This is a genomic window from uncultured Desulfovibrio sp., assembly GCF_949282365.1.
GTDB lineage: Bacteria > Desulfobacterota > Desulfovibrionia > Desulfovibrionales > Desulfovibrionaceae > Desulfovibrio.
In genome coordinates this window covers 220347-234767 of the sequence record NZ_CASDOY010000001.1, presented here as the reverse complement: position 1 = coordinate 234767, position 14421 = coordinate 220347, and the positions used below count along the sequence as shown (strand labels likewise).

The 14421-nt window shown below is 64.2% G+C and carries 14 protein-coding genes; 9 read left to right on the top strand and 5 right to left on the bottom strand.

What is annotated here, in order from left to right:
• Positions 1-474 precede the first annotated feature (474 nt).
• Positions 475-648, top strand: a complete 174-nt coding sequence (locus Q1X76_RS01040; RefSeq protein ID WP_300717513.1) for an HTH domain-containing protein — start codon at positions 475-477, stop codon at positions 646-648.
• Between the two features lie 477 nt (positions 649-1125).
• On the opposite strand, the gene Q1X76_RS01035 is transcribed toward Q1X76_RS01040, so the two are convergent.
• The 4 genes from Q1X76_RS01035 to Q1X76_RS01020 are packed head-to-tail and all read right to left on the bottom strand — an operon-like array spanning position 1126 to position 5632.
• Entirely contained in the window at positions 1126-1944 is an 819-nt protein-coding gene (locus Q1X76_RS01035) for a lysophospholipid acyltransferase family protein (protein WP_300717512.1), read from the bottom strand.
• Complete coding sequence (locus tag Q1X76_RS01030; protein ID WP_300717511.1) at positions 1944-3170, bottom strand: replication-associated recombination protein A; 1227 nt, start codon at positions 3168-3170, stop codon at positions 1944-1946. Before Q1X76_RS01030 ends, Q1X76_RS01035 begins: the two co-directional genes overlap by 1 nt.
• A gap of 9 nt (positions 3171-3179) precedes the next feature.
• Complete coding sequence (locus tag Q1X76_RS01025) at positions 3180-3917, bottom strand: 16S rRNA (uracil(1498)-N(3))-methyltransferase (RefSeq protein ID WP_300717510.1); 738 nt, start codon at positions 3915-3917, stop codon at positions 3180-3182.
• Positions 3914-5632: a hypothetical protein gene (locus Q1X76_RS01020; protein WP_300717509.1), complete on the bottom strand. Its 1719-nt coding sequence runs from the start codon at positions 5630-5632 to the stop codon at positions 3914-3916. Before Q1X76_RS01020 ends, Q1X76_RS01025 begins: the two co-directional genes overlap by 4 nt.
• A gap of 202 nt (positions 5633-5834) precedes the next feature.
• Between Q1X76_RS01020 and Q1X76_RS01015 the strand changes: the two genes are divergently transcribed.
• From Q1X76_RS01015 to Q1X76_RS00985, 7 genes are all read left to right on the top strand, one after another.
• The gene (locus Q1X76_RS01015) at positions 5835-6869 is read left to right on the top strand and encodes a GAF domain-containing protein (protein ID WP_300717508.1); all 1035 of its coding nucleotides are present in this window, start codon (positions 5835-5837) and stop codon (positions 6867-6869) included.
• Positions 6870-7000: 131 nt separating this feature from the next.
• The gene (locus Q1X76_RS01010) at positions 7001-8026 is read left to right on the top strand and encodes a rod shape-determining protein (RefSeq protein ID WP_300717507.1); all 1026 of its coding nucleotides are present in this window, start codon (positions 7001-7003) and stop codon (positions 8024-8026) included.
• Between the two features lie 151 nt (positions 8027-8177).
• Positions 8178-8987: an inositol monophosphatase family protein gene (locus tag Q1X76_RS01005; protein ID WP_300717506.1), complete on the top strand. Its 810-nt coding sequence runs from the start codon at positions 8178-8180 to the stop codon at positions 8985-8987.
• A complete protein-coding gene (gene rimI / locus Q1X76_RS01000; RefSeq protein WP_300717505.1) occupies positions 8984-9451 on the top strand; it encodes a ribosomal protein S18-alanine N-acetyltransferase in 468 nt (155 codons plus the stop codon). Before Q1X76_RS01005 ends, rimI begins: the two co-directional genes overlap by 4 nt.
• A 16-nt stretch (positions 9452-9467) precedes the next feature.
• The gene (gene tpiA / locus Q1X76_RS00995; RefSeq protein ID WP_300717504.1) at positions 9468-10214 is read left to right on the top strand and encodes a triose-phosphate isomerase; all 747 of its coding nucleotides are present in this window, start codon (positions 9468-9470) and stop codon (positions 10212-10214) included.
• Positions 10215-10256: 42 nt separating this feature from the next.
• Positions 10257-10718: a preprotein translocase subunit SecG gene (secG, locus tag Q1X76_RS00990; protein ID WP_300717503.1), complete on the top strand. Its 462-nt coding sequence runs from the start codon at positions 10257-10259 to the stop codon at positions 10716-10718.
• A gap of 70 nt (positions 10719-10788) precedes the next feature.
• On the top strand, positions 10789-11778 hold the full coding sequence (locus Q1X76_RS00985; RefSeq protein ID WP_300717502.1) for a Smr/MutS family protein: 990 nt from the start codon (positions 10789-10791) through the stop codon (positions 11776-11778).
• A 412-nt stretch (positions 11779-12190) separates the two neighbouring features.
• Here Q1X76_RS00985 and Q1X76_RS00980 read toward each other — a convergent pair whose 3' ends face one another.
• A complete protein-coding gene (locus tag Q1X76_RS00980; protein ID WP_300717501.1) occupies positions 12191-13159 on the bottom strand; it encodes a WYL domain-containing protein in 969 nt (322 codons plus the stop codon).
• A gap of 289 nt (positions 13160-13448) precedes the next feature.
• Between Q1X76_RS00980 and Q1X76_RS00975 the strand changes: the two genes are divergently transcribed.
• Positions 13449-14276: an MIP/aquaporin family protein gene (locus tag Q1X76_RS00975; protein ID WP_300717500.1), complete on the top strand. Its 828-nt coding sequence runs from the start codon at positions 13449-13451 to the stop codon at positions 14274-14276.
• Positions 14277-14421 lie beyond the last annotated feature (145 nt).

Below are 14421 nucleotides of genomic sequence, written 5' to 3'. Positions count from 1 at the left end.
CCCCTGCCCCGCCTTGGGTCCCCGGAAATACCAATACCAGGGCGCACCGGGGCGGGCGGCACAGCGCCTTCGGCGCACGCCGCCAAATCGGCGCGCTCGATTGATGGGAAAGGGAATGGTCGTTGCCTGTCCGTTGGTGTGGGACTGGGGCTGCGGGCAATGGCAACAACGATATGGAAAGGGAAATTTCCTGAGACCCTCCTGTCGGTTTTCTTCAGCCTTTCCTGTATCCGTATGGCGACACCTGCGGCTTCGGATAACGCCCGTTCGTTATGGACCCCTGGTAGGTTATGCTCTCCCGGATAGCATGTTCCCGGCCTTGGGCCGGGGCGTCCCGTGCGCGACTTTTCAGGCGGGAATCTCTATGCTAGAAGGAAGACGGTTGCCCGCACCTGCCCCCGGCAGGACGGCAGTCTTTTTCACGGCCCCGCCCCCCAACGTGCATCCGCACCATCCCAAGGAGGAAACAGCCCTATGGAAAACAAGGTCCTGGAAGTTCTGACCAAGGCCGGCAAACCCCTGCGCCCCGGCGATATCGCCAAGGAGCTGGGCGTAGATTCCAAGGAAGTCAGCAAGGCCATTGCCGAACTCAAGAAGGAAGGCAAGGTCATGTCGCCCAAGCGTTGTTACTACGCGCCGGCGGAGTAGAGCTGTTCGTCAGACAAGGTAAAGGAAAAGAGCGGGCCCATGCGGGTCCGCTCTTCGAGTTTTTTGTCCCGGCCTGCTGTCCCAAGAGGGATTGCTGCGCATGCCATGTCGGGTCTGTCCCGGAGCACATGCCGGTCTTCACCGGCCGGGACGCAGACTGACCGGGGGGGATCGTCGTTCCTCATATCGTGTCCACACCCGTGGATGGCTGATAGAGAGCGATGCAGACAGGCTGTTAGCCGCTGTGTGGTAGCTGCCTGACAGATATCTGGCAGACGTCTGGCCGGCCTGCTGTCCCGACCTGCTGTCGCGCGCATCATCACAACAAGCTGCGAGAGCTACATGATCGCCTGCTCGTTGCATGTGTCGGCGGGGAGCGCACTTTTTTGGCTTCCCGAGCCTGTCTCGCGCCGTGGATGCACAGCATGGCAGGGGTAGCCTTGACGGCTTAGCCGTTCGGCGGCACGCAGGCCATTCCTAGGCGTTGACGCCGTCCTGCGCACGCCATTGTGCCAGCTGGGAGGCGATGAAGTCGCAGATGAAGGCCTGCTCCTCCCGGCCGTTACCGTGGATGGTCATGGGCGCGGCGAATTTGTAGCGCACCGGCAGGCCGCCCTTGATGGGACCCAGCTCCTTGCATTTCTTGCCCGTGCCCCAGGCATCGGTCTTGAGGGCCAGGGGGACCACCGGTACGCCGGCCTTGCGCGCCAGTTTGACGCCGATGGTATTGAAGTGCTGGGGATCAAACTCGGTCATGCGCGTGCTTTGGGGGAAGACGATGATGGAAATGCCCTTTTTCAGGCGTTCCACGCCGCCTTCCAGCACGGCGGCCAGGTCTTCGCGCGGATTGGTGCGGCCCACCACGATGGGGTTGCGCGAACGCATGACGGCACCGAAGAAGGGCATGCTGACCAGGCTTTTTTTAACAACGAAGGTCACGGAGCGGTGGGGGCGGATGATGCCGGGGAGCATGAAGGTCTCCAGCGTGCTCATATGGTTGGCCACAAAGACACAGGGCTCGCGTGAGGCGCTGATATGTTCCATGCCCTCGATGCTGACCGGGCAGCCGATGCTTTCGATGATCTCGGTCACGCACAGGCTGGCATGGACCCAGGCGCTGTCGTCGCAAAGGCCTTTGGCGGCCTTGCGGCACAGCCAGATCACAGGGGCCAGCAGGCGGCCGTAGAATTTCAGGGCGGGGAACAGCGGCGGGACGCCCAGGCGCGGGGGCGTACTGACATAGGTGGAGAGGTCGGCGAACGGGGCCTCCACGACCCCTTCTCGATAGTGCTGCATCAGGAATCTTCCGTTTTTCTGATTTTGTGTATCTTGCGCCACCATTGGCTCAGGCGGGCCTCGTCGCCCATGTCGCGGGGCTGGTAAAAACGCCGGCCCACCAGTTCGGCGGGCAGATAGTCCTGTTCCACCCAGCCGTCGGGGTAGTTGTGCGGGTATTTGTATTCTTTGCCGTAGCCCCATTCCCTTTGCAGCTGGGTATTGGCATTGCGCAGATGCAGGGGCACGGGCCGTGCGCCGTTGAGCTTGATCTCGCGGGCGGCGGTCAGGTAGGCGGCATAGCTGCTGTTGCTCTTGCGGGCCAGGGCCAGGTAGACCACGGTCTCGGCCAGCGGGATGAAGCCTTCGGGCATGCCGACGAATTCCACGGCCTGCTGGCAGGAGACCGCCAGGGGCAGGGCGTTGGGATCGGCCAGGCCCACGTCTTCCGAGGCCGAAAGGATGAGCCGGCGGCAGATGAAACGCGGGTCCTCGCCGCCCTCCAGTAGGCAGGCCAGATAATACAGGGCCGCATCGGGATCACTGCCGCGGATGGATTTGATGAGGGCCGAAGCCAGCTCGTAATGGCTGTCACCGTCCTTGTCATGGCGCATCATGACTTCGGGCAGGGCGGATCTGAGTTGTTCGGGCGCGCGCATCTCCTCAGGCAGGGAGGCGGCGTATTCCACCAGATTGAGCAGAGTGCGGGCATCACCGTGGGCCGCTGCGGTGAGAATGTCCAGCACCTCGTCGGGCAGCGCCGCACCCGTCTGTTCCGCTCCGCGTCGCGCCAGCTCCAGCAGTTCGGATCGTCCCAGAGGGCGCAGGCGCAGCACATGCAGGCGCGAGAGCAGCTGCCGCGTGACGCTGAACGAGGGGTTCTCCGTGGTGGTGGCCAGCAGGGTCAGCTCGCCGGATTCCACCAGCGGCAGGAAGAAGTCCTGCTGGGCCTTGGAAAAGCGGTGCAGTTCGTCCAGAATCAGGATCTCGATGCCGTTGAGCGAGCGGCGCAGATGCTGCAGGCCTGCTTCCGGCGCGCTGAGGCGCAGATAGGGACGCTTGCGCGACCGGGCCAGGAGCAGGGCCAGGGTGGACTTGCCGCAGCCGGGCGGGCCGAAAAGCAGCAGGCTGGGCAGCCGTTCCGCGGCCATGAGCGACTTGAGGCGGCTTGCCAGATGGCTCTGGCCCAGGAAGCGTTCCGGGTCGTCGGGGCGCATGCGCTCCGGCAGGGGTTTTTGTGGGCTCATGGCAGTCCTTTATTCCACCGGTCCCGCCAGATGGGAGGCCCACCAGTGCAGGCCCAGGCACAGGGTGGCCGCCGTCTCGCAGCGCAGGACACGGGCCCCCAGGCTGACGAAGGTGAAATCCGCCGTGCGCAGACGGTCCAGTTCCCGCTGGGAAAACCCGCCTTCCGGGCCGATGACATAGACGGTGGTGCCGGGGCGTCCGGCCAGTTCCGGGGTGAGCATGCTCACGGTATCCTGCATCTCCCAGGGCAGGATGCGGCGATCGGCCGTGGCGGCACGCCGGATCAGCTCGTCCACGCCGTCGGTCAGGGCAGCCACCTGCGGCAGCCAGGGATTGCCGCACTGCTTGGCGCCGGCGATGAGCTGGCCCCGGCAGGCCTCGGCGGCGTCGGCGGGCAACCGGCCCTGGCTGTGATCGCCCTGCCAGAGCCAGATGGCATGGGCGCCCAGTTCCACGGCTTTTTCCATGAAGAAGCCGCGACGCACGGCCTTGCTGAAGGCCAGGGCCATGACGGCACGGGAGCGGGACGCGGGGGCGGTCTGTTCTTCCCGCAGTTCAAGGCGGGCTTTCTTTTTGCCGGTCTCGACGATGGCGAAACGACCGGTGCGGCCCTGGCCGTCGAGCAGCAGGACCTCCTCCCCGGGGACCAGGCGCAGCACCTGGACAAGGTGTTTGGCTTCCTGGCCGTCCAGCCAGAGGTCGGTGGCCCACTGTTCGGGGGGAAGATAGAAGCGGTGCAGACTCATGATGCGCTGGATCCTTTGGCCATGCGCGCGCGGCGCACGGCCTTGAAGCCGTCCTGGAGAGAAACGAGGCGGCCGTAATTCTTGCGTATTTCAAGGCCGGCCTTGGTCAGGCGGTCTTCGGGGGGCTCCATGTAGGTCCGGCGCAGGTAGGTATCGGAAAGGATGCGCTCCACACTGTCCACGATGCCGTCCACCAGGGCCGGGAAAAAATTGACGATCTCAAATTTCAGTTCCGTCAGCAGTTCGAGGGCCTCGCGCATCATCTGGCGATAGCCGAGGCGCCCCACCTTGCCCTTGCGCTGGGCCAGGTCTTCCAGGATGCGGACCCGCCGGGCCTGCTGGATGTAGCTGAAACGGACGCAGACCTCGCGGTGCAGCTCGCGCATGTTGCTGAAGGTCTCGTCATTGTCGGGCGAGTACAGGTAGCCGTTGAGTACCCGGCTGACCTTGGAGAAGAACTCGTCGCTGTAGGCGATCATGCGCCGCTGGTGTTTGGTGAGCCAGGAATAGAGGAATTTCAGGCGCTTCTCATCCGTATCGGTGTTCTCCACGATCTCGGTGCGCTTGAAGATGATGCGCCCGGTATATTCGCCGCGCACGATGTCGTTGAGGCGCAGGAACATGTTGGAGGTGTCCTTGATGATGTTGAGCCCGGCCAGGGGGCGGCCCGTGAGCGGGTGCAATATCTCCTGCCCGGCCACGGAAAGGGCGCGGTCCTGCTGCACGTTGCTGGCATCGAAGCGGTGTTGCCGGTAGGTGACGCGGATGATGGCCACCCGGCGGTCGCGGTCCACGAAGTAGCCGCCTTTTTCCAGCAGTTCGATGATCTCTTCCTGATCCTCGTCCACGGCGATGAGGGCGATCTTTTCCAGCAGAGGGTAGCGCGTGCTCTGTCCGGTGGACGTGTAGGTGGTGAGGGTACGGTCCGTCTGGCCCAGGACGCGCAGCATGAAATGCTCGCCCAGCTTGTGCAGCTTGCGTGCAAAGAGCGCGCTGGAGGTGCGGCGTTCGGAGACGATGGGGAAACCGTAGAGCTCCATCAGGTACTGGTAGACGAACATGCGGTTGCGTTCGTAGATCTCGCTGTCGCCGAAGACGAATTTGCCGATGCGCATGCCGAAGCGTTTGAGCTCGCTGTCGATGTCCGAAGGGAAGGAGGCGAAGACCCCGGCCAGATGGAACTGGCGGCCGGCGTCGAGCGCCAGCACCTGGGCCCTGTCCATGGCCAGCAGGTAGGGCATGAGGGACGGGTAGTTGTCCAGGATCACCGTATCGGCCTTGGCGAACTGCTGGCGGAAGATGTCCTGATGCATGCGCGGCAGACGCGAGGCCAGGGTCTGGACGTTGCGGGCGATGACCTGGTTCTCCAGCGGACAGCAGGCGCCGTCGGCCTCTATGACGATGGGGTGCAGTTTGTCGAACTGGAAGGTCTCGGAAAAATAGTCCAGCTGGCGGGCAAAGGCCACCATGGAAAAGCCGGGCAGATCCTTGTATTCGAACATGTCGTTGTCGAACGAAGGCAGCAGCTCGCGGCTTTCCACCAGCGGGTAGTTTTTGTGCTCCTGATAGGGCTTGACCAGGCAGAAGCGGATATGCACGGCATCCAGGAAGCGTTTGAGTTCATCAAGGCGCGCGATGACCACAGGCTCGGATACCGTATAGGCATCCTGCCAGTGAAAGCCGTCCTTGCTGAAGATTTCCTGCCATGTGATCATAACGCAACCTTACCTGATCCTCTGTAAAGACTAACGTCTTTTATCAGGAATTTCCAGAGGCGCTCCCGCCATTTGTCGTTTTTGTCCAGCCTGTGCGCCGCGCCGCTGAAAAGCTGTTGCGGGCGCTATGCGGCTTTGGTATAATGTTGGCCGTCAATCCCGAGCTCGAAAGGCCCGGGCCCACCATCAAACGCGTACCGACATGACTGCCAATACTCTTGAAAAACATATCCTCAGCATCGTCTGCAGTGTTTTCGATGCCTATTCGGCCGTGCTTTTCCTGCCCTCCGAAAACGGCGAGGAGCATTCCCTTGCCGCCTCCTTCAGTCTGGGGGAAGGGGTAGAGGACGGCGCCATGCTTGCTTCGGGAAGCCTGGTGGACTGGATCATCCGCAACCGGCAGCAGATGCTGGTGCCCAATTTCGACCAGCATCAGCACCGGCTCGGCTATTACAAGGAAGGTGAAGAAGCCGGCATCAAGGCATTCATGGGCTGTCCCGTGCCCACGGGCGGCGCGCTGTGCGTGGACAGCAAACGGCAGTATTCTTTCACCGACAGGGACTACAAACTGCTGCAGCTTTTCGCCGAGCTGGTATCCCGCCAGCAGGCCAGCAAGGGGCGGCAGGAAATGGCCGGCGACATCCCCCGCTACTTCGCCGAGCTGGCCGTGATCCAGGAACTGCGCTTCCGTTACCGCCGCTGGTCCCAGTTCATCCAGAATTATGTGCGCACCATGGTGGATGCCACGGGCTTCGACTACTGCGCTTTCGCCTCGGTGGACGTGCCAGGCGAGAGCTATTGCGTGGAATGCGAATCCGCCCGCCTGGTGCTGGAAAACGGCGAGCCCATGATCCTGCCCGTGGGCAGCGGCATCGCCGGCTGGGTCTTCAGCAATGACCAGCCCGTCATCAACGAGGGGCTGGAGGGCGCCCCGTCCACCATGCTTTTCGGCAAGCTGCCGGGCATGCCCGATTTCCAGGCCATCATCTGCCTGCCGGTGCAGATCAACAAGAGCACGCGCGGCGTGTTGTGCCTGGCCCATACGTCCACGCGCGCCATCGACGAATCCCTGCGCTCCTTCGTGCGGCAGGCCGTGGATCACCTGGCCCTGTTCCTTGAAAATCTCTATCTCAGGGTACGTCTGCGCTCGCTGCTGCCCCAGGGAAAGGTGCACAGCGAGGGCCCGCGGCGCTATGATCCTGATACCGCGCCGGTGCCGCCCGTCAAGAATCCCTAGAGGCCCTTCATGGCGCAGGAGCTTTTTCCGTAACGGCAGGATGCCGGAGCGCTGTACCGCATCGCCCGCGATGGCCGGCAGCGCACCGGAAGATTTGGACCCTCCTCTATCTTGCATGAACAGGCCCCGTCATGCTGACACGATTTTTCAGCAGGTTCCTGGCCCAGGACATTGCCATGGATCTTGGTACAGCCAATACGCTGCTGTACACCAGGAAGCATGGCATTTTCATCAATGAGCCTTCAGTGGTGGCCGTGGACGCGGCCGGAGGCAAGGTCCTGGCCGTGGGGGCCGCCGCCAAGGAATATCTGGGCCGGACGCCCAAGGCCATCCGGGCCGTGCGCCCCATGAAGGACGGCGTCATCGCCGACTTCGACATCACCCGCGAGATGATCGCCCACTTCGTGGGCAAATGCATCCACGGCCTGCGTCTGGTCAAGCCCTCCATGGTCATCTGCATCCCCACAGGCATCACCCAGGTGGAGAAAAAAGCCGTCATCGACGCGGCCCTGCTTTCCGGCGCCCGCGCGGTCTCCCTGGTGGAAGAACCCATGGCGGCGGCCATCGGCGCCGGTATGCCCGTGCGGGAGCCCGTAGGCAATCTGGTCCTGGATATCGGGGGCGGCACCAGCGAGGTGGCGCTCATCAGCATGATGGGGATCGCGGTCTCGCAATCGGTCCGGGTGGCCGGTGACGCCATGAATCTGGCCGTACAGCACTATCTGCGCGAGGTCTTCCGGCTGGAGGTGGGCGAGAATACCGCGGAGAACGTCAAAAAGATCCTTGGTGCGGCCGTTCCGCAGAACAATACCCTGCGCCTGGAAGTATCCGGCAAGGATCTGGTCCACGGCGGCCCCAAGGTGGTGACCGTGACGGAAGGGGACATTTGCGCCGCCCTGCACGATCCTGTTCAGGCCGTAGTGGAAGCGGTGCTGCGTACGCTGGAACAGGCGCCGCCGGAACTGGCCGTGGACGTGTATGACCACGGCCTGCTCATGGCCGGTGGCGGCGCGCTGCTGCGCGGACTGGATCAGTGCATCGCCCGGGCCACACGGCTCAGGGTCACGGTGGAGCAGGACCCGCTGACCACGGTCCTGCGCGGCACGGCGCAGGCCATGCTGCAGCGGCGGGAATACGACGGGATTTTCATCAACTAGGACAGGACGGGCCCACAGGCTGTGACCGTTCACAGTGCCGCGTGGCGCGGCCTGCAGGGCGTTCGCGCCCCGACGGGCGGACTTCGGGCGTCCTCTCCTTGCAACCGCCGTGCGCCCTGTGCGCAGGGAGCCGGCTTGGGGACATACGTTCATGCTGACAGCCCGGCTTATGCAGGATGTGGTGGACGTCGTGCGTGAAAGCGGCGCCATCATCCGCCGCCAGTGGGAAAAAACGCATGCCGTCAGGCACAAGGGCAGTATCGACCTTGTGACGGAAACGGACGTGGCTGTGGAGGCCTTCCTCAAGGAACGCCTGGGCGCGCTGCTGCCCGAGGCGGATTTCCTGGCTGAGGAAAGCTGCGCCGCAGGGGCGGGACCCTCGCCCCTGTGCTGGATCATCGACCCTGTGGACGGGACAACCAATTTCGTACACCGCATCCCCCAGGTGGGGACCTCCGTGGCGCTCTGGGAAGACGGGCAGGTGCGCCTTGGCGTGGTCAACGTGCCCATGATGGACGAATGCTACTGGGCGGGGCTGGGGCTGGGAGCCTTTTGCAACGGCGCGCCCATCCATGTGAGCGCTGCCGCTACCCTTGAGGACGCGGTGGTGGCCACGGGCTTCCCCTACGCCATCGCCGAGCGCCTGGACGAAGTGCTCGCCCGGCTGGCCCTGGTGCTGCCCAGGGCGCAGGGAGTGCGCCGTCTGGGCGCGGCCTCGGTGGACCTGGCCTATGTGGCTTCGGGACGGCAGGACGCCTTTTACGAGATGCTGCTCAAGCCGTGGGACGTGGCCGCCGGCTGGCTGCTGGTGGAAGAGGCCGGAGGCCGGGTCAGCTCGCTGGACGGCGGCCCCTATGCCTTCGGCAACGAGATCCTGGCCAGCAACGGCCATCTGCATGGCGGGCTCGAGCGCCTGTTCACCAGGATCGAGCCCGTGCGTGCGCAGGGACGCCCCGCATGAGCGGGCCGTCCGGGGCCGCGTCGCTCCGTCGCCTGGACGAAGCGGATGCCGTTGCCATGCAGCGCCTGGAGGCCGCCTGTTTCCCCTTGCCCTGGAGCGAGGAACAGTGCCGGGCCGCGCTGGGGCAGCGGGCGTTTCTGGCGTACGGCCTGTTCCGGGATGAGGCGCTGCTGGGCTACATCGCGCTCTATCGGGCCGCGGACGAGCTGGAAGTCCTCAATCTGGCCGTCCTGCCGGCGGCCCGGCGGCAGGGGATGGGCGAGCGGCTGCTGCGCGCCGCCTTGCAAGAGGCCCGGAAAACAGGTAGTAACAAGGCTTTGCTTGAAGTTCGCACGGGGAACGCTCCGGCCATCGCACTGTATGAGAAGTGCGGCTTTGTCCGGGCGGGCCGACGTCCCCGTTATTATGCCGATACCGGCGAGGATGCCCTGATCTATCAGTGCGACCTGACGCCGCAGGACTGACAGAGAGGATATTTCCATGCAGAAGATCATTGCTGCCAACTGGAAAATGTACAAGACCCGGCAGGAAGCCCGTGAGACGGCCGCCGCCGTGGCCGCTGCCCTGTCCGGGCAGCCTTCCCCGCATGAAGTCATCGTTTTCGCTCCCTTCACGGCCATCGCCGATGTGGCCGCCGCCTTTGCCGGGTCGCAGGCACTGACCGGCGCGCAGGATGTCTGGCCTGCCGTGGAAGGGGCCTTCACCGGCGAGATCTCGCCGCGCATGTTGCAGGATGCCGGCGCTGCCTGGGTCCTGACCGGACATTCCGAGCGCCGTCATGTGCTGGACGAATCCGATGAACTGGTAGGCCGCAAGACGGCCTTTGCCCTGGAACAGGGCCTCAAGGCCATGCTCTGCATCGGGGAGACCCTGGAAGAACGCGAGGCCGGCCGTCTGGAAGCCGTGCTGCAGCGCCAGCTGGAAACGGGTCTGCCCGTCGGGGACGGTCCGCTGGAAGGCCGCTTTGCCGTGGCTTACGAGCCGGTATGGGCCATCGGTACCGGCAAGGTGGCCGGGCCCGGCGAGGTCCTGGAAGCCCATGCCGCGGTGCGCCGCCTGCTGTGCGGGCGTCTGGGCGACAGCGGCCACAGGATCCCGATCCTGTATGGTGGGAGCGTCAAACCGGCCAATGCCGGGACCCTTATCGGACTTGACAATGTGGACGGTCTTCTGATAGGTGGCGCTTCTTTGGACGCGCAAAGTTTTGTGCAGATCATCCGGGCCTAGGCCTGAAGTCCTTTATTTACGTCGTGCCCCTGGGAGGCTCTTGTGCAGACCCTTATTCTGACGCTTCATATCATTGTTTGTGTGGTGCTCGTCATTCTCATTCTCCTGCAGGCCGGCAAGGAAGGTATGGGCGTCATTTTCGGCGGCGGCAATACTTCCGTGTTCGGCAGCAGCGGCGCCGGCGGCATGCTGGCCAAGATGACCGCTTTCATGGCGGTGGTGTTCGTGGTGACGTCGCTGAGCTACACCTATGTGACCAGCTCGCACCCCAGCGATGAATCCGCCGTGCTTCAGGTGGAGCCCCTGACCATCGAAGACGCGCCCGTCAAGCCCGCCGCACCTGTCCAGCAGCCTGTCGCTGCTCCCGAAGCGGCCGCGCCTGCCCAGCAGCCCGCTGCCAGCGTGGCCCCTGCGCCTTCCGACGTCGCTCCTGCCGAGGCCCCTGCCGCTCCCGAAGCCGCTGCGCCTGCCGCCGGATCGGCGGACAAGCCCGCACAGAACTAAACATTTTCACAGCCGATCAGGAAAGCCGCGGTCTTGCCGCGGCTTTTTTTTCAGCAACAGGGGGCCCGCCATGACAGACGACAACAGTTTCAAGAACAATCCCTTCAAGGGGCTGGAAAAGGGACGCTTCCCGCAGCAGAAAAAAACGGGCGCTCCGGCCGCGGCACAGGAAAAGCGCGGCAAGCGGATCTCCCGGCAGACGGTCATGCCTGTGGATGAGGAAGACGCCTCCCTTTTCCTCTCCGCCATGAGCAATGTGGAACGTCAGGGCGGTCAGGGCAGCGCGGCGCGCGGCCAGGGAGCCGGGCAGGGCGGTTTTGCCATGGAAGACCAGTGCGCCATGCCGCAGGTGAAAAAGCTCAAGGAAAAGAAAGGACGGGGGCGCGCAGGCAAGGATGGCGCCGGAGAAGCTCCGGCAGCGCCCGCAATGACGGCGGAGACAGCGGCAAAACAGGCCGTTGCCGGTCTGGAAGCCGTGGTGGCGGCATCGGATGAGGATGATTTCCTGCTGGCCATGAAGCAGGTGACCCCCTTGCAGGGCAGGGGGCGGGACGTGCCCCCGGCCGTGTCCCGGTCGACGCCCCCGCCCTCGGCAGATACCAGCCTGCAGGACTTCCTGGACGGCAAGCTGGAGTTCGCCCTGTCCATGACCGATGAATACATGGAAGGCCATGTGGTGGGCCTGGATCAGATGATCATGAACAAGCTGCGCGCCGGCGGCCTGAGCCCCGAGGCGCACCTCGACCTGCACGGCCTCAACGCCCAGCAGGCCTTCGAGACCCTGCGCGGCTTCATGCGCGGCAGCTGGTACAAGGGCCTGCGGACCATTCTGGTGGTGCCCGGCCGCGGCAAGAACTCGCCGGACGGCGTGGGCGTGCTGCGCGGCAAATTGCAGTCCTGGCTGACCCAGGATCCCTTCAAGCGGGTAGTGCTGGCCTTTTGCACGGCGCAGCCCCATGATGGCGGCCCGGGCAGCATCTATGTGCTGTTGCGCAAATACAAGAAGAAGGGCCGCGTCTACTGGGAACGCATCCCCGCGGACGCGGATCTGTACGAATAGGGCAGGGCGGCCTTGTCCGCCACAACAGGAGGACGCCGGCCTTCCTGTCCGCGCAGGAAGGGAGCGACGCTCCCCGCGTCGGACTACCCCGTGACGCCCGGCCCTGGGCGTGATGACGGCACGGCCCCTGCACCGCGCCGGGATACCCCTTTGCAGCCAGCCGGCAGGATGGGGCCGCCTGTGTTCGGACAGGGGCCAGCGTCAAACGGCACGCGTCCGCCTGCGCCGGGACAGGGGGAGCAGAGCGCGCCCGTTGACGGCCTGATGCCGTGCGGAGCGTTTGCGCAGGGAGTGTCCGGGGCGATATGCAGCACGCTGTCAGGCCGGCAGGATATGTCATGTGGAGGACGCCTTCGGGCGTCCTTTTTTGCGTCCGCTGTCCTGCGCGTGGTGACGGGCAGGGCGTGTCCTGTCAGGCTTTTTCCGGGCAGTCTTCGGGGGCGCGGGCCGCGCTTTCGCCGTCCTCCAGCAGCTCGGCCGCCTCACCGAAGCTGCGCACCCAGGCACGCAGTTCCGGTTCGCTGCGCGTGGTCAGGGTCAGGATCAGGCCGCCGTCCCCGCAGTCTTCCAGTGTCTGGTTGGCGGCCCAGATCCGCTCCCGCACATAGTCGGCGGCCGAGGGGGCCACGCGGATGCGGAAGGTGCGCGGCTCGTGCCAGGGCAGGCCGAAGCCGCCGTGTTCGTCATCTTCCCGGCTGTAGCGCACATGGTCCGCAGTCAGTTCCACATGGAGGATGCGGTGCACCGCCAGGGTGCCGGGATATTCGACATCGAGCCCGCTTTCGCCCAGCAGGCCCCCCAGCACATACAGGGCGTTGTTCATGGCCGCCATGCGCACGGGGATGAAGCGGTGGATTCGGGCTTCGGCCCTGCCCACGGCCTTGTAGGTTATGCGGCAGACCGTGGCCGTACGGGCGGCCCGCACCAGGCGTTCGATATCTTCGGCAAAGGGCGTGTAATTGATGCGTCCCTTGATATAGAAGGCGAAATCGTCCTGATCCTGGAAATGGGGATCCGCCATGTGCATGGCCAGACGACGGATGGTGGCATCCACGCGCAGCAGGGTCTGCTCCGGCAGGATGCCCACGGCCATCTGACGGCACATGGTCAGGAAACGCAGTTCCTCAAAGTCCAGGCCAAGGTGACCTTTCTCGCCGGGGTCCAGGCGATACCAGCGTCGCCGCTGGTCTATCCCCATTTCCAGCGCTATGCCCACCGCGCTTTCGATCTGTTCCATGAGCCGGATGACGGTCTGGGGCGAGCAGTTGAGTTCACGGGCCAGATCCTGCAGGAAGTGGCGCCGGTTGTCGAAAAGCAGCTTGCGGAAGAGCCGCAGCAGCTTGTCGCCGGTACGGGCATCGGGATCCAGTTTGCTGGGCATGACGCGCCTCCTGTTTGCCACATGCTAGATGCTGCCGCGACGAGAGGCAAGCCATATTGCGCAGGTCCATTTTTTTGTGTAGTTTTTGTCAGAATTGTGACGCCATGGGAGTGTGGGACACTGCGGCAACTCTGGGACAGGTCTCCTTATTCGTTGCAGAATCGTTACAAAAGCATGATAGATGCCCTGTGGCATGGCGCCGGATGGCCCTGAACGGATTGGATATGCGACCATCAGTGGAGAACATCTTTCCGCAGGATCAGCTATAGGCAAACAACGGTGGGGAGTTATGGAAAAAACAGGCAATACGCATATTTATCTTTCAGAGTTCCTGGGGACGTTCATCTTTTTGCTCTGCGGCATCGGCTGCGTGGGGGCACTCAAGCTGGCAGGGGCCAGTTTCGGCCAGTGGGAGATCAGCATCGTCTGGGGCCTTGCCGTCGCCATGGGCGTCTATGTCTGCGGGGGCGTGTGCGGCGCGCACCTCAATCCTTCCGTGACCATCGCGCTGGCCCTGTTCGGCGATTTCGACAAGCGCAAGGTCCTGCCGTACATCGTGGTGCAGATGCTGGCCGGTTTTTGCGCTGCGGCGCTGGCCTATGCCCTGTATTACAACCTTTTTGCCGACGCGGTGGCCGCCACGGCGGGCGATCCTGCCAAACTGACGGCGCTGGCCGGGGTCTTCTGCACCTTCCCGCATCCCAAGATCACCTTTTTCCAGGCATTCCTGGTGGAACTGGTCATCACGGCCGTGCTCATGTGCCTGATCTATGCCCTGGTGGACAGGCGCAATAGCGCGCCCGGGGCCAATCTGGGCGGTCTGCTCATCGGCCTGCTGGTGGCGCTCATCGGCGCCAGTTTCGGCCCGCTGACCGGCTTTGCCATGAACGCCGCGCGCGACTTCGGGCCGCGCCTGTTCGCCGCCCTGGCCGGCTGGGGGACGGACGTCATGACCGGCTATCCGCTCAATGCCAACCTGACGCTGCCGTATTTCCTTGTGCCCCTGATCGCACCCATCATCGGGGCCTGTATCGGCGGCTGGGTCTACAAGCGTATCATCGTGGTGGCCCTGGAGCGTAACGCGGCCGGCGGCACTACCGGGGAGCAGGATTCCTGATCCTGCCCGCCGCGCGGCGTCCTTGGCCCGTACGGCGGCCCTGGCAAAAAATCTTTCCGCGCCGGATGCCAGCGGCCGCGCATCAGGTGCGCGACTGCCCGCCTGTTGCCCGAAAAATCAGCCTCTTGCGGGCAGCAGACCGTGT